At 68.8% G+C, this 17747-nt stretch carries 17 protein-coding genes; 13 read left to right on the forward strand and 4 right to left on the reverse strand.

The features are described 5' to 3' along the window. Window positions 1-2 precede the first annotated feature (2 nt). From prcB to GVV77_RS03785, 12 genes are all read left to right on the forward strand, one after another. Complete coding sequence (gene prcB, locus GVV77_RS03730) at window positions 3-824, forward strand: proteasome subunit beta (RefSeq protein ID WP_159616983.1); 822 nt, start codon at window positions 3-5, stop codon at window positions 822-824. A gap of 3 nt (window positions 825-827) precedes the next feature. Next, window positions 828-1553, forward strand: coding sequence for a proteasome subunit alpha (gene prcA, locus GVV77_RS03735; RefSeq protein ID WP_159616487.1), 726 nt, complete (start codon window positions 828-830; stop codon window positions 1551-1553). Then, complete coding sequence (pafA, locus tag GVV77_RS03740) at window positions 1553-2914, forward strand: Pup--protein ligase (RefSeq protein ID WP_159616489.1); 1362 nt, start codon at window positions 1553-1555, stop codon at window positions 2912-2914. Before prcA ends, pafA begins: the two co-directional genes overlap by 1 nt. A 127-nt stretch (window positions 2915-3041) precedes the next feature. Then, entirely contained in the window at window positions 3042-3980 is a 939-nt protein-coding gene (locus GVV77_RS03745; protein ID WP_159616491.1) for an FKBP-type peptidyl-prolyl cis-trans isomerase, read from the forward strand. A 39-nt stretch (window positions 3981-4019) separates the two neighbouring features. Continuing rightward, window positions 4020-4415: an FKBP-type peptidyl-prolyl cis-trans isomerase gene (locus tag GVV77_RS03750; protein ID WP_159616493.1), complete on the forward strand. Its 396-nt coding sequence runs from the start codon at window positions 4020-4022 to the stop codon at window positions 4413-4415. A 114-nt stretch (window positions 4416-4529) separates the two neighbouring features. Continuing rightward, the gene (locus tag GVV77_RS03755) at window positions 4530-6512 is read left to right on the forward strand and encodes a helix-turn-helix transcriptional regulator (RefSeq protein WP_159616495.1); all 1983 of its coding nucleotides are present in this window, start codon (window positions 4530-4532) and stop codon (window positions 6510-6512) included. Between the two features lie 9 nt (window positions 6513-6521). Then, the gene (locus tag GVV77_RS03760; protein ID WP_159616497.1) at window positions 6522-6869 is read left to right on the forward strand and encodes a hypothetical protein; all 348 of its coding nucleotides are present in this window, start codon (window positions 6522-6524) and stop codon (window positions 6867-6869) included. A 195-nt stretch (window positions 6870-7064) separates the two neighbouring features. Continuing rightward, entirely contained in the window at window positions 7065-7385 is a 321-nt protein-coding gene (gene tatA, locus GVV77_RS03765) for a Sec-independent protein translocase subunit TatA (protein WP_159616499.1), read from the forward strand. Window positions 7386-7390: 5 nt separating this feature from the next. Then, on the forward strand, window positions 7391-8218 hold the full coding sequence (gene tatC, locus GVV77_RS03770; protein ID WP_159616501.1) for a twin-arginine translocase subunit TatC: 828 nt from the start codon (window positions 7391-7393) through the stop codon (window positions 8216-8218). A 58-nt stretch (window positions 8219-8276) separates the two neighbouring features. Beyond that, on the forward strand, window positions 8277-11090 hold the full coding sequence (locus GVV77_RS03775; RefSeq protein ID WP_159616503.1) for a DEAD/DEAH box helicase: 2814 nt from the start codon (window positions 8277-8279) through the stop codon (window positions 11088-11090). A gap of 50 nt (window positions 11091-11140) precedes the next feature. Beyond that, a complete protein-coding gene (locus GVV77_RS03780) occupies window positions 11141-12778 on the forward strand; it encodes an amidohydrolase (protein WP_159616505.1) in 1638 nt (545 codons plus the stop codon). Window positions 12779-13220: 442 nt separating this feature from the next. Further along, window positions 13221-13949, forward strand: coding sequence for a polyprenol monophosphomannose synthase (locus GVV77_RS03785; protein WP_159616507.1), 729 nt, complete (start codon window positions 13221-13223; stop codon window positions 13947-13949). Between the two features lie 93 nt (window positions 13950-14042). Here GVV77_RS03785 and GVV77_RS03790 read toward each other — a convergent pair whose 3' ends face one another. The 3 genes from GVV77_RS03790 to GVV77_RS03800 all read right to left on the reverse strand — a co-directional run bounded on the left by GVV77_RS03790 (window position 14043) and on the right by GVV77_RS03800 (window position 16055). Continuing rightward, the gene (locus GVV77_RS03790) at window positions 14043-14390 is read right to left on the reverse strand and encodes an RNA polymerase-binding protein RbpA (protein ID WP_120168085.1); all 348 of its coding nucleotides are present in this window, start codon (window positions 14388-14390) and stop codon (window positions 14043-14045) included. Between the two features lie 189 nt (window positions 14391-14579). Then, entirely contained in the window at window positions 14580-15524 is a 945-nt protein-coding gene (locus GVV77_RS03795; protein WP_159616509.1) for an SPFH domain-containing protein, read from the reverse strand. 51 nt (window positions 15525-15575) lie between these two features. Further along, window positions 15576-16055: an NfeD family protein gene (locus GVV77_RS03800; RefSeq protein ID WP_159616511.1), complete on the reverse strand. Its 480-nt coding sequence runs from the start codon at window positions 16053-16055 to the stop codon at window positions 15576-15578. A gap of 147 nt (window positions 16056-16202) precedes the next feature. On the opposite strand from GVV77_RS03800, the gene yczE reads away from it, so the two are divergent. Beyond that, window positions 16203-16847: a membrane protein YczE gene (gene yczE, locus GVV77_RS03805; protein WP_246199618.1), complete on the forward strand. Its 645-nt coding sequence runs from the start codon at window positions 16203-16205 to the stop codon at window positions 16845-16847. A gap of 29 nt (window positions 16848-16876) precedes the next feature. Here the strand turns inward: yczE and GVV77_RS18475 are convergent, their stop codons facing one another. After that, window positions 16877-17713, reverse strand: coding sequence for a putative RNA methyltransferase (locus GVV77_RS18475; protein ID WP_159616513.1), 837 nt, complete (start codon window positions 17711-17713; stop codon window positions 16877-16879). Window positions 17714-17747: the final 34 nt, after the last annotated feature.

Consider the following 17747-nt stretch of genomic DNA (forward strand, 5'->3'; position numbering starts at 1 on the left):
TGATGCCGGAAGAAGCTGCAGCAGCGGTCGCCCGGGCGGCATCGACGTCGTTCTCGGACCATCTGGGGCGCCATCACCCCGACCTGCTGGCTTCGCGCAGCCGCGTTGACTTCCCGGCCCAGGGCGCCGGCCCGGCGCTCGCCCCGCATGCAACAACGATCGTGTCGCTGACCTTCGCCGGTGGGGTGCTGATGGCGGGGGACCGCCGAGCCACCATGGGTAACGTCATCGCCAGCCGCCACATCGAAAAGGTCTTCCCCGCAGACATGTTCTCGGTGCTCGGCATCGCCGGCACCGCCGGGATCGCCCTCGACCTGACCCGACTGTTCCAGGTTGAACTCGAGCACTACGAGAAGATCGAAGGAACCCGCATGAGCCTTGACGGGAAGGCCAACCGGCTGGCCGCCATGGTCCGGCAGAATCTTCCCATGGCCCTGCAGGGGCTCGCCGTCGTGCCCCTCTTCGCGGGCTACGACACCAGCCGCCATGAAGGACGGCTCTTCTCCTTCGACGTCACGGGCGGGCGGTACGAGGAACAGGAGCACCACAGCGTCGGCTCGGGCTCGGCGTTTGCGCGCGGATCGTTGAAAAAACTGTGGAAGCCGAACCTCGACGAAGCCTCCGCGGTGCGGGTGGCGGTCGAGGCCCTGTACGACGCCGCCGACGACGACTCGGCCACCGGCGGGCCCGACGTCGTCCGCGAGCTGTGGCCGGTCGTGTACACCGTCAACAGTGCGGGCACGCGGCGGATCCCCGACCGGGAACTTGAGACGACGGCGCGGAATGTCATCGCAAGCCGCTCCATTGCAGGACGGGAGGCCTAGACCATGACCCAGCAGTTCTACGTATCACCCGAGCAGCTCATGCGGGACCGCGCCGACTTCGCGCGGAAGGGGATCGGCCGCGGGCGCTCGGTCATCGTGCTCAGCTGCCGCGACGGCATCGCCCTGGTCGCCGAGAACCCCTCGCCGTCACTGCACAAGCTCGGTGAGATCTACGACCGCATCGCCTTCGCCGCCGTGGGGAAATACAACGAGTTCGAGAGCCTGAGGCAGGCGGGCATCCGCTACGCCGACGTCCGGGGCTACTCCTACGACCGCGAGGACGTCACCGCCCGCGGCCTGGCCAGCGTGTACGCGCAGAGCCTGGGCGCCGTCTTCACCGCCGAAAGCAAACCGTTCGAGGTCGAACTGGTGGTCGCCGAGGTGGGGGAGCAGCCCGCCGCCGACCACCTGTACCGCCTCACCTTCGACGGCTCGATCGCCGACGAAAAGGGGTTCGTGGTGATGGGCGGCGCGGCCGAGGCCGTGGTGGAGGTGCTGCGCAGCAGCTTCTCCGAGGACCTCGACTTCCCAGAGGCCGTCCGCGCGGCGGTGCACTCGCTGCGGCAGGACGGCTCTACGGGCGCCGGTCCGCAGCTCGGGCCGGAATCGCTGGAAGTGGCGGTGCTCGACCGCGACCCGGAGGTGGCCCGGGGCACCCACCGGGCGTTCCGGCGCATCGGCATCCCTGAACTTGAAACCATGCTCACCTCTCGGGAAAGCCCTGTCTAATGGACCGGCGTATCTTCGGAATTGAAACTGAGTTCGGCATCTCCTACTCGGGGCCCAACTCCCGGCCCCTCTCGCCCGAGGAGGTGGCACGGTATCTCTTCCGGAAGGTCGTCAGCTGGGGGCGGTCCTCCAATGTGTTCCTCACCAACGGTTCACGGCTCTACCTCGACGTCGGCTCTCATCCAGAGTATGCGACGGCCGAATGCGACGACCTGGCGCAGCTGATCGCCCAGGACCGCGCCGGCGAACTGATCCTCGAGGACCTTGTCGTCGAAGCCCAGCGCAAGCTCGGCCAGGAGGGCTACAACGGCAATATCTACCTGTTCAAGAACAATACCGATTCGGCCGGAAACTCCTACGGGAGCCACGAGAACTACCTCATCCCTCGCAAGCTCGAATTCGGCCGGCTCGCCGACATCCTCATCCCGTTCCTGGTCACCCGGCAGCTCCTCGTCGGCGCCGGCAAGGTGCTTCGGACCCAGAACGGCTCGCTGTACGCGTTCTCGCAGCGTGCCGACCACCTCTGGGAGGGCATCTCCTCGGCCACCACCCGGTCCCGGCCCATCATCAACACCCGCGACGAACCGCATGCCGACGCCGAATTCTTCCGCCGGCTCCACATCATCGCCGGGGACTCGAACATGTCCGAGACGACGACCCGCCTGAAGATCGGTTCGGTCGACCTGATCCTGCGCATGGTCGAGGCCGGGGCCATGATGCGCGACTTCCGCCTCGAGAACCCGATCCGCAGCATCCGGGAGATTTCCCACGACCTCTCGGGCCGGCAGCTGCTGAAGCTCGCCAACGGGCGCTCCATCACAGCCCTGGACATGCAGCGGGAGTACCTCGCCCGGGCACGGGCCTTCGTCGACACCAACGGTGCGCACCACGCGCACGTCCCGGCGGTGCTGAGCCTGTGGGAGCGCACCCTCGACGCGATCGAGACAGGGGACACCTCGGCGATCGACCGGGAGGTGGACTGGGCGATCAAAAAGAAGCTCGTCGACCGGTACATGAAGCGCAACGGGGTCGAACTCGACTCCGCCCGGGTCTCGCAGCTCGATCTGACCTACCACGACATCTCCCGCAGCCGGGGCCTGTTCTTCCTGCTCCAGGCCCGGGGGGAGGCGCTGCGGGTCGTCGACGACGTCGTCGTCAAGGAAGCCGTCGACACCCCGCCGCAGACCACCCGGGCGCGGCTGCGCGGGGAGTTCGTGCGGCGGGCCAAGGAAGCCAACCGCGACTACACCGTGGACTGGGTCCACCTGAAACTCAACGACCGTGCCCAGCAGACCATCCTCTGCAAGGACCCGTTTCGATCGGTTGATGAGCGGGTCGAGGCCCTCCTCGAGCACCTCTGAAAACACCGGAGCGCACCACGGGGTGCGGGCCTGGGGAGAAAACGCCGCCCGGGAACCGTTAGGCTTGAAGGTGCCCGTCCGGATGGGCGCTGCCTGAACTACCGACAACTCCTGCGAAAGAAGTTCTGTGCGACGGATACTTTTGTTCCTCCTGCCCCTGCTGCTCGCGCTCACCGCATGCGGCGGCGCGTCGACCGGAAAGTCGGCCGGCGACGCTGACGTCTTCGAGTCGGTCACCGTCAGTGGCGGCAGCGACAAGAAGGCCCCCAAGGTCGAGTTCGACACGCCCCTGAAGGTCACAGCCCCCGCCGTGAAGACCCTGGTCGAGGGCGACGGCAAGACCATCAAGGCGGGCCAGCAGATCACCTTCAATGCTGCGTTCTTCAATGCCGAGGACGGAAGCAAGCTCGGTGACACCTATGAGGGCGGACAGCCGCAGCCGCTGCCCGTTGACGACACGCTCAAGGAGCAGGACGCCGAACTGTACGAGGTCCTGGTGGGAACGAAGGTCGGAGCCCAGATCGGGTACACCCGTCCGATCGAGGAACCTGCCGAAGGCCAGGAGGCCACTCCGCAGCAGCTGGTGGTCCTGAAGATCATCTCCGCCAAGGACCCCGCGCCGGAGCCCGAGATCCTTTCCCCCGAGGACGTCAGCAAGCTTGACGACGAGGGCAAGCTGCCCACGTTCAAGTTCGCCAAGGACGGCGCACCCGAGGTCACCATCCCCGACAACGAGCCGTCCAAGGACCTTGTGGTGAAGGTCCTCAAGGAGGGCGATGGCGAGGTCGTCACCGAGTCCGACACGATCACCGCCAACTACAGCGGCTGGCGCTGGGAGGACGGCGAGCAGTTCGACTCGAGCTTCGAGCGCGGCGAACCCGCCGAGTTCCCGCTGACCGGCGTCATCGAGGGCTGGACGAAGGGCCTCGCCGGCCAGAAGGTCGGCTCACAGGTTCTGCTGGTCATCCCCGGCGCCTGGGGCTACGGCGACCCGGCACCCGAGGGCCGCCCCTCCGGCACGCTCGTGTTCTTCGTGGAGATCACCGGCAAGGCCGCCGCCAAGTAACCGCACCACCCGAACACCCCCACCCTGCAAAGGAGAACCATGTCATTTGGACAGCGCGAATTCGACCGGTCCAAGCCGGAGATCGACTTCCCGGCCCACGCCGCACCCACCGAACTCGTCATCGAGGACCTCATTGAAGGCAACGGCAAGGCGGCCACTGCCGGGGACACCGTCTCCACCCACTACGTCGGGGTCGCGTTTTCCACCGGCGAGGAGTTCGACGCGTCCTGGAACCGCGGCGCACCGCTCGACTTCAAGGTCGGCGTCGGCCAGGTCATCCAGGGCTGGGACCAGGGCCTGCTGGGCATGAAGGTCGGCGGCCGCCGCCGGCTTGAGATTCCCTCCGAGCTTGCCTACGGCGCCCGCGGCGCCGGCTCGGCGATCGGCCCGAACGAATCCCTGATCTTCGTCGTCGACCTGCTCGACGTGCGCTGAGCCCTTCCATTTCCGGCAGCTGCCGCCCGCGCTCCGGCGCCGGGCGGCAGCGCTGTTTCCGGGCAGGCAAGGGGCTGGTCCGGCGGCGGTTCGCAGGCAGGTAAGGTAACTCCCGTGTCCGCAAAACGAACCGAACGACTCCTGACCCTGGTGATCCTGCTGCTGTCCAGCAAACGCGGTTTCAGCAAGGAGGAACTGTTCGAGGAAATCGAACTGTACCGTGAGGCGCCCACGCCGGCAGCCCGGGAGAAGCTCTTCGACCGGGACAAGGCGATGCTGCGGGAGCAGGGCATTCCGCTTGAGTCCTTCAGCGAGGATCCCCTCTTCGAGACCGACAACACGGTGCAGCGCTACCGCATCAACGCCGAGGAGTACCAGCTCACCGGGGTGACCTTCACCGCCGAGGAGTACACCTTCCTCAGCCTCGCGGCGGGGATGTGGGACCCGGCCTCGCTCGACTCCGCCGCCTCCCGGGCCATGCGGAAGCTCAGCCTGCGCACCCCGGGAACCGAGCAGCCGGCGCCGCTGCCCGTCCAGCCGAGGATCCGCACCAGCGAACCGTACTGGGACGAGGTGTGGCGCGCCATGGCCGCCCGCCGGACCATCACGTTCACCTACCGGGCCGCCAGCACCGGACGCGAGGAAAAGCGCACGGTCCGGCCGTGGGGGATGGGTTCCCGGTTCGGGCATTGGTACCTTGTCGGGTTCGACGCCGACCGGCAGGCCGAACGGTTCTTCCGCCTGTCCCGGATGACCTCACCGCCGGCCCTGCGCGAAGGCGGCTTTGAGCCGCCCGAGTCCTTCGATATCAATGCGGCGCTGGCCTCACTGACCCGGCGCGACGCCGAGGGGACCGCCGAACTGCTCGTCCGCCCTGGCACCTGCAACGTCCTGCGGGTGCGCCGGGGTTCAACCCTCGTCGAACACGGCGAGGAATGGGACCGCCTCCGCGTGCCCTACAGCGGCCTGCCGGCCTTCGCGGCGGAGGTCGCAGGCTTCGGCGCGAACGCCTCCGTCGTCGAACCGGCCGAGCTCGGCGCCCGGGTGCGGGAGCTGCTCACCGGTGCCCTCGATGCCGCCCGCAGCGCCCCGGAGGTCGAACCCACCGGAGGGCAGGGAACAGCGCCGCGCCGGAAATCCTCGGCCCAGGACCATCTGCTGCGCCTGCTCGACCTGGTGCCCTACCTGCTGGCACACCCCGGGGCCGACCTCAAGGAGACGGCGCAGCGGTTCGAGGTCACCGAGGCCCAGCTCACCCGCGACCTCGACCTGCTGTTCGTCAGCGGTCCGCGCCACTACCCCGACGGATTGATGGACGTGGACGTCGAGGGCGGCAGAATCTACCTGAGCAACGCCCGCAACCTCTCCCAGCCGGTGCGCCTGGCGATGGACGAGGCGTGCACCCTCATCGTCGGCCTGCAGGCGCTGCGGGACCTGCCGGGCATCGCCGCCCATCCGGCGCTGGCCACGGCCCAGGCCAAGCTCACCGCGGCGGCCGGAGACGCGGCCCGGATGGGCACTGTCGTCGCGACCCGGCTGAGCGAGGATGAGGTGCAGCCCCACCTGGAGTTGTTCCAGGAGGCCCTCCGGCGCGGTGTCCAGGTGGAGATGTCCTACCTCGTGCCGGCCCGCGACCAGATCACGGAGCGGGTCATCGAACCGGTCCGCGCCTTCTCCCAGGACGACCGATGGTATGTGGAGGCCTGGTGCGTCGGTTCCGCCGGGTTCCGCAACTTCCGGCTCGACCGCATCCAGGACGTCCGCCTCACGGACCGGCCCGTTACCCGGGGCGGTGAGGCGGGGCCGCCCCAGGACGCGGCGCCCTCCGCGGGGCTCTATACCCCCTCGCCGGATGACCGGAGCATCGTGCTGGTGCTGAAGGAACCCGCCCGGTGGATCGCGGCCCAGTACAACGCCGTGCGGACGGAGGAACTGGGCGAGGGGTCCCTCGCCGCCGAACTGCGGGTCGGCTCGGTGGCATGGCTCCCCGGTCTCATCGCCGGGCTCGGCGGGGCGGCGGCCGTGGCTGGGCCCGGGGACCTGCGTGTGGAGGTCCTGCGCTGGCTCGAGGCGGCCCTGGCGTCAACCGCGGCTTAGACTGAAGCAATGTCGTGGTGGATGTGGTTGGTTCTGTGGATCGCCCTGGTAGCGGTCAGCGCCCTGTTCCTGCTCGCCGTGGGCTTCCGGGTCTTCCGGAAGGCGATGGCAACGCTGGACGAGTTCGAGACGGCGTCATCGCTTCTCGATGCCGCGCCTCCCACGCACGCATCCGATACCGCCGCCGAGAAGGCCTCCGATTCCCCCGTCCCCGCCGTCTTTGCACAGCCAGCGGAGGTTCGCCGGGCCAACCACGCAGCCCGGCTGCTGCGCCAGGGGCGGCGGCGGGAGCGGCGGATCCGGCGCCGGGCGGAGAACCGGCGGCCCCAGCTGCTGCGCGACCTTCCGCACCTCTGAGTCGCCTCCGGCCCGCGGCTGAGGGCCTGAACGAACGTTGAATGAATTCGCGGAGGACGCGGGACGGTGCAGTCCTGTCCCGGGCCGTGAATCCTGCGGCGGGGCGCCGGACCGGCACTGCCTGCGGCCCCGGTTGCTGCACGGCGGCCCCGATCTATGACCTAAACTGAAGAGGACCTAGGAGAGGAACCTGGCATGAGGCTCGATGGCTGGCAGATCGTCATTATTATCGTGATCGCGATCCTACTTTTCGGTGCGCCCAAGCTCCCCGGACTCGCACGAAGCGCCGGCCAGTCGCTGCGCATCTTCAAGTCCGAGGTCAAGCAGATGAAGGATGAGAACAACACCGGCAGCGGCACCGCAGGCGCGCCCGTCGAGGGAAACGTCGTCGCCTCCGGCCCCGACGCACAGACCCACGGCACGCCGGGGCAGCCGACGGCCGCCCCGCACAATCCCCCCGGAGCGGCCGGTGGCTCCACTTCGGCCCCGGGCGGAACGCCGGGCTCCACCCCCTAGGCGCCATGGCACGGACCCGAGGGCGCAAGGCCAACCCCGAAGGGCGGATGGCCCTCAAGGAACACCTGCGCGAAGCACGCATCCGGTTGTTCAAGTCAGGCCTGGCGGTCGTCGCCGGCACGGTGGTCGGCTTCTTCATCTACAACCCCGTCCTCGAAGCCCTGGCGGCGCCCATTAAGGACCTTAACGAGCGGGAGGGCCGCAGTGCGGCCCTGAACTTCGACGCTGTCGCCTCCCCGTTCGACCTGCTCATCCAGGTCTCGGTGTTCCTGGGGCTGATCATCTCCAGTCCGGTCTGGCTGTACCAGTTGTGGGCGTTCATCACGCCCGGGCTGCACGCCAAGGAACGGCGGATCTCCCTGTCGTTCATCGCGGTGGCCGTCCCCCTGTTCCTGGCCGGCATCTACCTCGCCTGGCTGGTCCTGCCCAACGCGGTGAGGGTCCTGACGGACTTCACTCCCGGAGGGTTCACCAACATCATCACGGTGTCGGTGTTCATCACCTTCATCCTGCGTCTGATGCTCGCTTTCGGGATCGCGTTCCTGCTTCCGGTGGTGCTGTTCGGGCTGAACCTCGTCGGGCTGATCTCGGGACGGCAGATCCTCAAAGCCTGGCGCATCACCGTTTTCCTCGTCTGCCTCTTCGCCGCGATGGCCGCACCGGGCGCCGACGCGGTGAGCATGTTCTACCTTGCCGTGCCCATGCTCGTGCTCTTCTTCGCCGCCATCGGCCTGTGCCTGCTCAACGACAAGCGGCGCGCCCGGCGCAACGCCGCCCGGGAGGCCGAGCTGAACGCCACCGCCGACTCGGCCTCGACCATCGAGGGATTGTAGCGGCGACCGGGGGCCGGTGATGCGTGCCGCTCCCCGGCCCAGCGTTTAGGGTTGAAAGATGAGCACCCCCGCAGAGCGCTATCAGGCGGCCAAGACCCGCAACGCGATGGCACGGACCCAGCTTTTCGCCTTTGAGAACACGCTCTCGTTCGAGCTCGATCCCTTCCAGCGCGACGCCTGCACCTCCCTCGAGGCCGGCAAAGGGGTCCTCGTCGCCGCGCCCACGGGCGCCGGGAAGACCGTCGTGGGGGAGTTCGCCGTCTACCTTGCCCTGCAGCAGGGCCTCAAGGCCTTCTACACCACACCGATCAAGGCCCTCAGCAACCAGAAGTACTCCGAACTGGCCGCGGTTCACGGTTCGGAGCGGGTGGGACTGCTCACCGGGGACACCACCATCAACCCCGACGCGGACGTTGTCGTCATGACCACCGAAGTGCTGCGGAACATGCTCTATGCCAACTCCGAGACGCTCGACGACCTCGGGTACGTCGTCATGGACGAGGTCCACTACCTGGCCGACCGGTTCCGCGGTGCCGTCTGGGAGGAGGTGATCATCCACCTGCCGACCGAGGTGAAGCTCGTCTCCCTCAGCGCCACGGTCTCCAATGCCGAGGAATTCGGGGCCTGGCTCGACACGGTCCGGGGCGACACAGACGTCGTCGTCTCCGAGCACCGGCCGGTGCCGTTGTGGCAGCACGTGATGGTCGGATCGAACCTGCTTGACCTCTTCGCCGGCGATGTGGCCTTCGACGAGGCAGCGCCGTCCGGCCCGGAGGGCGGGGCCCGCGACTTCTACGAGGTCAACCCCGAACTGCTCGAACTGGCGAGCAACGAGGTCCGGCTCAACCAGCGCGCGGGCTGGGGCTCCGGACGCCGGGGGAGGGCGCCCGCACGCCGGCCGCAGGAGACCCTCGTGCGCCGCGCGAGCCGGCCCCAGGTCATCACCGCGCTTGACCGCGCCGGCCTGCTGCCGGCGATCACGTTCATCTTCTCCCGCAACGGGTGCGAAGCCGCCGTCACCCAGTGCCTGCACGCCGGCCTGTGGCTCACCACGGAGGACGAGCGCCGGACCATCAGCGAGACCATCGACGGGGCCACGCAGGAGATTCCGCGGGACGACCTCGAGATCCTCGGCTTCTGGACCTGGCGCGAGGGCCTCATCCGCGGCTTCTCCGCCCACCACGCCGGCATGCTGCCGACCTTCAAGGAAGTCGTCGAGAAGCTGTTCGCAGCCGGCCTCGTCAAGGCCGTCTTCGCCACCGAAACCCTCGCCCTGGGCGTGAACATGCCCGCCCGCTCGGTGGTGCTGGAGAAGCTCGACAAGTTCAACGGCGAGGCCCACGTCAACGTCACCGCGGGGGAGTACACCCAGCTCACCGGCCGGGCCGGGCGCCGCGGCATCGACGTCGAGGGCCACGCCGTGGTGCTGTGGCAGCCGGGCACCGACCCCGGGGCCGTCGCCGGGCTTGCCTCCCGGCGCACCTATCCGCTGAACTCAAGCTTCCGCCCGACCTACAACATGAGCATCAACCTCATCGCCCAGTTCGGGCAGGAACGCTCGCGGGAGATCCTCGAAACCTCCTTCGCCCAGTTCCAGGCCGACCGCTCCGTCGTCGGCATGGCCAAGCAGCTGCGCAGCCGGGAGGAATCCCTGCGCGGTTATGAGAAGTCGATGACCTGCCACCTTGGGGACTTCCGCGAGTACGCCAGCCTGCGGCGGGACCTCTCCGACCTCGAACAACGTGCCTCCCGCGACCGGTCCCGCTTCGCACGGTCCGCGGCGGAGGCTTCCCTTGAGGCGCTGCGGCCGGGCGACGTTATCGATGTGCCCGGCGGCCGCAGCCAGGGGTATGCCGTGGTGCTCGACAGCGATCCCTCCCGGGAGCCGCGGCCCACCGTGCTGACCATCGACACGCAAATCCGCCGGGTGGGCGTCCAGGACCTGGACGGGCCCATCGAAATCCTCTCCCGCATCCGGATCCCCAAGAGCTTCAGCGCCCGCAGCCCGAAGGACCGCCGCGACCTCACGTCCTCCCTGCGCAACGCCCTGCAGGAGAAACGGCCTCCACGCCGGGGCTCCGACCGCGGGAACGGGCTTCACTCCTCGACCGCCGCCGCCGAGGAGCGGGCCATCACCGACCTGCGCCGGCGCCTGCGCGCCCACCCCTGCCACGGCTGCAGCGAGCGGGAACAGCACGCCCGCTGGTCCGAGCGCTGGCTGAAGCTGCGCAAGGAGACCGACCGCCTTGCCGGGCAGATCCGCGGCAGGACCAACACCATCGCGAAGACCTTCGACAGGGTCTCCGAGGTGCTGGCCGGTTACGGCTACGTGGCACCGGACGCCGAGACCGGCCTGAAGATCACCCCCGAAGGGCAGAAACTGCGCCGCATCTACGGGGAGAAGGACCTCCTCATCGCCCTCTCGGTCGAGAACTGGGCCTTCGACGAACTCGACGCCGCCGAACTCGCAGCGGTCGCCTCGGTGCTGGTGTACCAGGCCAAGCGCGAGGAACGCGGACTGCGGCCGGTTCTGCCGAGCTTCGGTCTCGAGAGCTCGGTGGACATCATCATCCGTGAATGGTCCCGCCTCACCGACAGCGAGGAGCAGCACCGCCTGCCCGTGACGGGGGAGCCCGAACTCGGACTCGTCTGGCCCATGTACAAGTGGGCCCAGGGCCGCTCGCTGCAGGCCGCCCTGAGCGGCACGGAACTCGCCGCCGGCGACTTCGTCCGCTGGGCCAAGCAGGTCATCGACCTGCTCGATCAGCTGGCCAAGGTCCGCGACCTGCCGGAGGGGCTTCACGGGCGCTGCGTCAGGGCCATCGCCCTGATCCGCCGCGGGGTCGTCGCCTACTCCAACATCACCGAATAGCCCCACCCCCACGATCTCCCGCCTCCTAACGAAAGCCCCGTTACCACTCCATGGATTCCCAGCGCCCTGTCCTGTACCGCAACGGCTCCGTCTACAGCCCAGCCGACCCTTTCGCCACCGCCATGCTCGTTGACGGCGGCACGGTCGCCTGGATCGGCGGTGAGCATGCCGCGGAGAACCTCGGCGGGCCCGGGGTCCGCACCGTCGACCTCGACGGTGCCCTCGTCGCCCCGGGCTTCGTCGACTCCCACTTCCATACCACCGAGACCGGCCTGGGGCTCGCCTCGATCGACCTGTCCACCTGCACCAGCCTGGCGGACCTGCTCGAGCGCGTCCGTGCCGCGGCCGCGGCCCACGAGGGTCCGGTGTTCGGCCATGGCTGGGACGAGTCCCGGTGGCCCGAGCGGCGCGTGCCCACGGCCGGCGAGCTGGATTCCGCCTCGGGCGGGCGCTCTGTCTACCTCACCCGGGCGGATGTGCATTCGGCTGTCGTGTCCGGGACCCTGGCGGCCTCGTTGGGCCTAGCCGGCCTCGACGGCTGGAACGACGGCTTCCTGGTGCGCGCCGCCCACACCGCGGCCCGGCTCGCCACCCGCGCCCTGACCCCCACCGACCGCGCCGCCCTGCAGCGCGCAGCCCTTGCCCACGCCGCCTCCTTCGGCATCGTCGCCGTCGTGGAAATGGCCGCACCGCATATCTCCCCCCGGGAGGACCTCGAGGGCCTGCTCGCCCTCGGCGCGGGGGACGGCGGCACGGACCTGCCCGGGGTGATTCCCTACTGGGCCGAGGCCGTCTCCTCCCCGGAGGAGGTTCGGAGCCTGCTCGCCTCCTTCGACGGCCGCCTGGCGGGGCTCGCGGGTGACCTCAACGTCGACGGCTCGATCGGCTCGCGCACCGCGGCCCTGCGGGATCCCTACAGCGACGACCCCGGAAACCGCGGACACGTCTTCCTCGACGCGCCGGCCGTCGGGGCGCACCTCAGCGCCGCGACCGCCGAAGGGGTGCAGGCCGGCTTCCACGTGATCGGCGACGCCGGGCTCGACGTCGTCCTCGCCGGCCTGGGGGAGGCCGAGCGGAGACTGGGCATCGAGGCGGTGCGCCGCTCCCGCCACCGGCTCGAGCACGTCGAGATGACCGACGACACCGCGATCGCCGCCCTGGTCCACTTCGGGGTGACAGTCAGCGCCCAGCCGGTCTTCGATTCCCTCTGGGGGCACCCGGAGGGGCTGTACGCGCAGCGCCTTGGGGACGAACGCCGGGGCGGCATGAACCGATTCGGGGCCCTGCTGGCGGCCGGGGTGCCGGTCTCCATGGGATCGGACAGCCCCGTCACGCCCCTTGACCCGTGGGCCTCCGTGCGGGCCTGCATCGAACACAGCAATCCCGCCGAGGCGGTTTCGGCGCGGGCGGCCTTCATCGCCCATACCCGGGCAGGCTGGCGGGCAGCCGGTGCGGTGAACCCGATGCTGGGCCAGCTGGCGCCGGGCTCGCCGGCGTCCTTCGCCGTCTGGCGGGTTGACGAACTCATGGTCCAGACACCCGACAACCGGGTGCAGTCCTGGAGCACGGATCCCCGGGCCGGGACCCCGCTGCTGCCGGCGCTGGATACCGAGAATCCGCCGCGCTGCATCGAGACCGTCCACTACGGCCGGACCCTGTTTTCCGAGGACGGTGGAAGCGGCGTCTAGTGGCCCCGGGCCCATCAGTCAAGAGCTGTCCACAAACCGAAAAGGCCTGTTCCCGGACCGCACGCTGACCTGCACGGAAGGACGTTTGTGCAGGTCAGAGGCACATTGACACCTCGCCCCCAGCACGTAAGCTGAGTCTCTACGGGTTGGAGCAACTCCTCGAGGACTGACCTGGCCGGCCACCGGCGCAATCAACCTCCCGTTCGGCTCAACCGCCGCATTGGTGAGGACGGTGACGGCACTCATCAAGAGCAGGCCCGCACGCCATCAGAGAACAGATCCGGTTCACCGTTTCTGGTACGAAGGCGGGCGGGCCTGCTCGATGGAGGGATCCCCGCGCGGCCGCCGCCCGCCGGGCCGTTCGGGTCGGTCGCCTATAATTGCCGTTTGACCTGGCAGGCACCAGCGGTCCCTGCGTCTCCTCCGGAAAGGCCCCACTCGCTTGCGCGTTCTCACCATCATTCCGACCTTCAACGAGATCGAATCCCTCCCGCTGACGCTGGGACGGCTGCGCGAGGCAGTGCCCGCCTCAGACGTGCTGATCGTGGACGACAACAGCCCGGACGGCACCGGAGGGCTCGCGGACGAGGCGGCGGCGGCGGATCCCCAGGTGTTCGTGCTGCACCGCACCGGCAAGGCGGGGCTGGGTGCGGCCTACATCGCCGGGTTCCGCTGGGGCCTCGAACGCGGCTACGACGTCCTGGTCGAAATGGACGCCGACGGCTCCCACCGGCCGGAGCAGCTGCAGAGCCTCCTTGACGCCGTCGACGGCGCCGACCTGGTGATCGGTTCGCGCTGGGTCCCCGGCGGCAGCGTGGTCAACTGGCCGGCGCACCGCAAGCTCCTGTCGCGGGCGGGCAGCACCTACTCGCGCCTCATGCTCGGCCTCTCCGTGCGGGACATCACCGCCGGCTTCCGTGCCTTCCGCCGCGGGACGCTTGAGAAGCTCGACCTGTCGGCAGTTGACTCGGTCGGGTACGGCTTCCAGGTGGACATGACGTTCCGGGTGGCCCGCCTGGGCCTGAAGATCACCGAGGTGCCCATCACCTTCGTGGAGCGGGAACTGGGGGACTCGAAGATGAGCGGCAATATCGTGCTTGAGGCGATCGTCAGCGTCACCCGGTGGGGCCTGGCGGCCCGGTGGCGGAAGCTGACCCGCCGCGACCGCTAAGCCGCCGCCGGGTACAAAAATGCCGGGCACAAAAAATGCCGGTGACCCCACCCGAAGGTGGCGTCACCGGCATCGGCCGGAAGGACCCTGGCGTCAGGCCGAGCGGCGTTCGCCGCGGCGCTCACGCAGGATTGTCAGGCGGTCCTGCAGGATCTGCTCGAGTTCGTCGACGGAGCGGCGCTCAAGGAGCATGTCCCAGTGCGTACGCACCGGCTTGTCGTTAGAGGTGTCGGGGCGCTCCCCGTCCACCAGGAGCGCTTCCTTGCCGGTCTTGGAAACCCACACCGGGGGGATTTCCGCTTCGGCGGCGAACGTCACGAAGACCCGCTCACCGTCCTCGCAGCGGTACTCAACCCGTTGGCGCGGAGCGGGCTCCACGCCCGATTCGGTTTCCATGCTTTGCGCTCCGAGGCGCATGCCGCGCAGGCTGCGATCGCTCATATTTTCTCCTACTCAACGAGTGGCTTCCGGCTGAGCCGGCACCGATCTGCGTGCACCGCGGTCCAGCCGCCGTTGAAGGCAGCACGGGGCCGAGATGGTACGCATACTGTATAACTCCGCATCAAGCGGGAATGTTCCTGCCGGGGACGAGAAATTCCGGCAAACCACCAACTATACCCGGATCCTGCGTCAGGCGTCACGTTTCTGCACATTTTGTTCCGCCGCCTGGCCGTTGGGGGAGTCCGACGTCGTCGTTCCGAGAACGCTGCCAAGCCCCTTCAGCGCGTCACCGATCTCACTGGGGATGATCCACAGCTTGTTCGAGGACCCATCGGCGAGTTTCGGCAGAGTCTGCAGGTACTGGTAGGCGAGCAGCTTCGGCGTCGGGTTGCCCAGATGGATTGCATCGAAGACCTTCTGGATGGCCTGGGCCTCGCCATCGGCGCGCAGGATCGCCGCCTTCGCGTCGCCCTCCGCGGCCAGGATCGCGGCCTGCCGCTGACCTTCCGCGGTGAGGATCGCGGACTGCTTCGTGCCCTCGGCCGTCAGGATCGCAGCACGCCGGTCGCGTTCGGCCCGCATCTGCTTCTCCATCGAATCCTGGATGGAGTGGGGCGGATCGATGGCCTTCAGTTCGACCCGTGAGACCCGGATGCCCCACTTTCCCGTGGCCTCGTCGAGGACGCCGCGCAGCTGGCCATTGATCTGGTCCCGGGAGGTCAGCGCCTGCTCGAGGTTCAGCCCGCCGACGACGTTGCGCAGGGTGGTGGTGGTCAGCTGTTCGACCGCCTGGATGTAGTTGGCGATCTCGTAGGTCGCCGCCCGCGCGTCGGTCACCTGGAAGTACACGACGGTGTCGATGGAGACCACCAGGTTGTCCTCGGTGATCACCGGCTGCGGAGGGAAGGAAACGACCTGTTCCCGGAGGTCGAGCAGTGGCAGCAGCCGGTCAACGAATGGAATCAGGATGGTCAGTCCCGGCAGCAGGGTGCGCTGGTACTTGCCGAGACGCTCAACCACCCCCGCCCGGGCCTGCGGGATGATCCGCACCGATTTCACCAGCACTATGAGAACGAATAGGACAAGGACTATCAGGATGATCGTCAGTCCGATGGTCCCGGCGTCGCCGTTCATGGATCCCCTTTGATTGAGTTGACTGCGGGACCGAGGTGACCCCGCTGGAAGTTACAGGTAGTCGGCGTTCGGATCGGGGCTTTCCGCCGCCGGCTCCACGACGGCGGTGGCTCCTTCGATCCGCGCCACCGCGAGCCGCGCACCGGGGGGCACGGAGACCCCGTTCAGGGTGCGGGCGGACCAGGTGTCTCCGCCGATCTTGACGGTTCCGGACGAGGAGGTGACGGTCTCGAGGGCGAGCGCCGGTTCACCGATGAGGCGCTCGATGTTGGAACGCTGGTCGCCGGTGGCTCCCCGAAGGTGCCTCAGGGCGATGGGGCGGACCAGCAGGACCATCATCAACGCCACGACGCAGAACGCCAGACCCTGCAGGAAGAAAGAACCGGTCACGAAGGAGGCGATCAGGGCTGCGAGCGCCCCGACCGACAGCATGAGGAAAAGCAGGTCGAGCGTGAGCGTCTCGACCGCAGCGAGACCGAGGAACAGGACGAGCCAGAGAATCCACGGGTTCTCCACCAGCCAACCAAACATCGTTTCCCCTCCCGGAACGGCGGGCAGATCCGGCAGCACGGCTGCTGTCGGATGTGCTGCTCATTGTGCCAAAGTGGCCGGGCAATACCTAGGCCCGGAGCCCCTCGCGGCGCGGTCGTTATCGATTTGAGTGTGTTGGGGGCCGCGGTGGGACACTTGAGCGTGCTCTTCCGCCTCCTCACCTCGCCAAACCTGCTGCTGCGCCACCTCCGGCTTTACCTCGGATTGTTCCTTTACGGCGCCTCGATTGCGCTGATGGTCCGCGCGAACCTCGGCGCCTCGCCCTGGGATGTCTTCGGGCAGGGACTCGCACGGAGTACGGGCCTGAGTTTCGGCATCGCGACAGTGGTCATCAGCATTGGGGTGTTGCTGCTGTGGATTCCCATCCGGCAGCGTCCCGGCTGGGGAACGATCGCCAATACGATTCTCGTCGGCCTTGCCGCGGACGTCGTCCTCAGGCTGCTCGCCGCTCCCGACCACCTCCTCCTTCAGGGGCTCATGTTCACGGCCGGCCTGCTGCTGCTCGCCGTCGCGACGGCGCTGTATATCGGCGCAGGCATGGGGCCCGGCCCCCGGGACGGCCTGATGACCGGCCTGGTCCGGCTGACGGGCTGGCCCGTGTGGACGGTCCGGGGATCGATCGAACTCACGGTCGTCGTCGTGGGCTTCCTGCTGGGCGGCGTCGTGGGGCTCGGCACCGTCATCTTCGCGCTGGCCATCGGCCCCCTCGTCCAGCAGGCCCTGCGGGCGCTTCATGTTCCGCTCCGCGGCAGCTCCGACGGGAAGGCCTAGCGGGCCGGACCCCGGGCTCCCGCGGCCGCTCAGGAGTGCCGGAACGCCTGAACGGTGAAGCGGGCGGTCACCGGGACCTCCCCGTCCAGGCCCTCGACAAGGGCCGCAAGCTGCGGGGGCTCAAGGTGCCGCGCCGCCGGGCCCATGGCGGCCACGTCCGCGAGCCCCTCCGGGGACAGCCGCATCTCGTGGACGACCTCCCGGCGCTCCACCTCGGTCAAGCGCCCGTCCAGGGACCCGGCGAGGTCCTGGGCCTTATCGGCCGGGACCTCGAGCATCGGGACCAGCCGGGCGGCTTCGCCCAGGTGTCCCGGCAGCGGCGTCGCCACCACCAGCAGCCCTCCCGGGGAGAGCACGCGCACGAACTCCTCGACATTGCGGGGTGCGAAGACATTGAGGAGCAGGTCCGCGCTGCCTGTGGACAGGGGGAGCGGCCGCCACAGGTCCCATACGAGCGCGATGCCGCCGGGCACCTCGCGGGCGGCCCTGCGCAGCGCGAACTTGGAGATGTCGAGTGCGACCGTCAGCGCCCCGGGGAAGCGGTCGGCCAGGCCGCGCAGGTAGTATCCGGTCCCGGCCCCGGCGTCCACGATCACTCCCGGTGCGGGCGCGTGCCGCTGCGCCGCATCGGCGATCGCATCCCTCAGGGGCGTGTAGTGTCCAGCGGCGAGGAACCTCGCCCGCGCCTCGACCATCGCGGCGCTGTCGGCCTCGAACGGCGTTCCCCGGCCCGTCAGCAGGTTGACATAGCCCTGCCGGGCGGCGTCGAACCGGTGCCCGGAAGCGCAGGCCAGGCCGCGCCCATCCGGACGGAGGAAGGAACCGCACACGGGGCACAGGAGCAGGGTCTCGGGCGCGGCGGGCATCCCACCATCCTAGGCGGAGCGGACTTCGACGCAT

This window comes from Arthrobacter zhaoguopingii (assembly GCF_009828605.1).
GTDB lineage: Bacteria > Actinomycetota > Actinomycetes > Actinomycetales > Micrococcaceae > Arthrobacter_D > Arthrobacter_D zhaoguopingii.

What these genes read in the sequence shown, in the direction of transcription:
- GVV77_RS03780 (WP_159616505.1), top strand. Translation starts at nt 11,141, where the DNA reads ATGGATTCCCAGCGCCCTGTCCTGTACCGCAACGGCTCCGTCTACAGC.
- GVV77_RS03760 (WP_159616497.1), top strand. Translation starts at nt 6,522, where the DNA reads ATGTCGTGGTGGATGTGGTTGGTTCTGTGGATCGCCCTGGTAGCGGTC.
- tatC (WP_159616501.1), top strand. Translation starts at nt 7,391, where the DNA reads ATGGCACGGACCCGAGGGCGCAAGGCCAACCCCGAAGGGCGGATGGCC.
- GVV77_RS03790 (WP_120168085.1), bottom strand. Translation starts at nt 14,390, where the DNA reads ATGAGCGATCGCAGCCTGCGCGGCATGCGCCTCGGAGCGCAAAGCATG.
- pafA (WP_159616489.1), top strand. Translation starts at nt 1,553, where the DNA reads ATGGACCGGCGTATCTTCGGAATTGAAACTGAGTTCGGCATCTCCTAC.
- GVV77_RS03800 (WP_159616511.1), bottom strand. Translation starts at nt 16,055, where the DNA reads ATGTTTGGTTGGCTGGTGGAGAACCCGTGGATTCTCTGGCTCGTCCTG.
- tatA (WP_159616499.1), top strand. Translation starts at nt 7,065, where the DNA reads ATGAGGCTCGATGGCTGGCAGATCGTCATTATTATCGTGATCGCGATC.
- GVV77_RS18475 (WP_159616513.1), bottom strand. Translation starts at nt 17,713, where the DNA reads ATGCCCGCCGCGCCCGAGACCCTGCTCCTGTGCCCCGTGTGCGGTTCC.
- GVV77_RS03750 (WP_159616493.1), top strand. Translation starts at nt 4,020, where the DNA reads ATGTCATTTGGACAGCGCGAATTCGACCGGTCCAAGCCGGAGATCGAC.
- prcB (WP_159616983.1), top strand. Translation starts at nt 3, where the DNA reads ATGCCGGAAGAAGCTGCAGCAGCGGTCGCCCGGGCGGCATCGACGTCG.
- GVV77_RS03775 (WP_159616503.1), top strand. Translation starts at nt 8,277, where the DNA reads ATGAGCACCCCCGCAGAGCGCTATCAGGCGGCCAAGACCCGCAACGCG.
- prcA (WP_159616487.1), top strand. Translation starts at nt 828, where the DNA reads ATGACCCAGCAGTTCTACGTATCACCCGAGCAGCTCATGCGGGACCGC.
- GVV77_RS03795 (WP_159616509.1), bottom strand. Translation starts at nt 15,524, where the DNA reads ATGAACGGCGACGCCGGGACCATCGGACTGACGATCATCCTGATAGTC.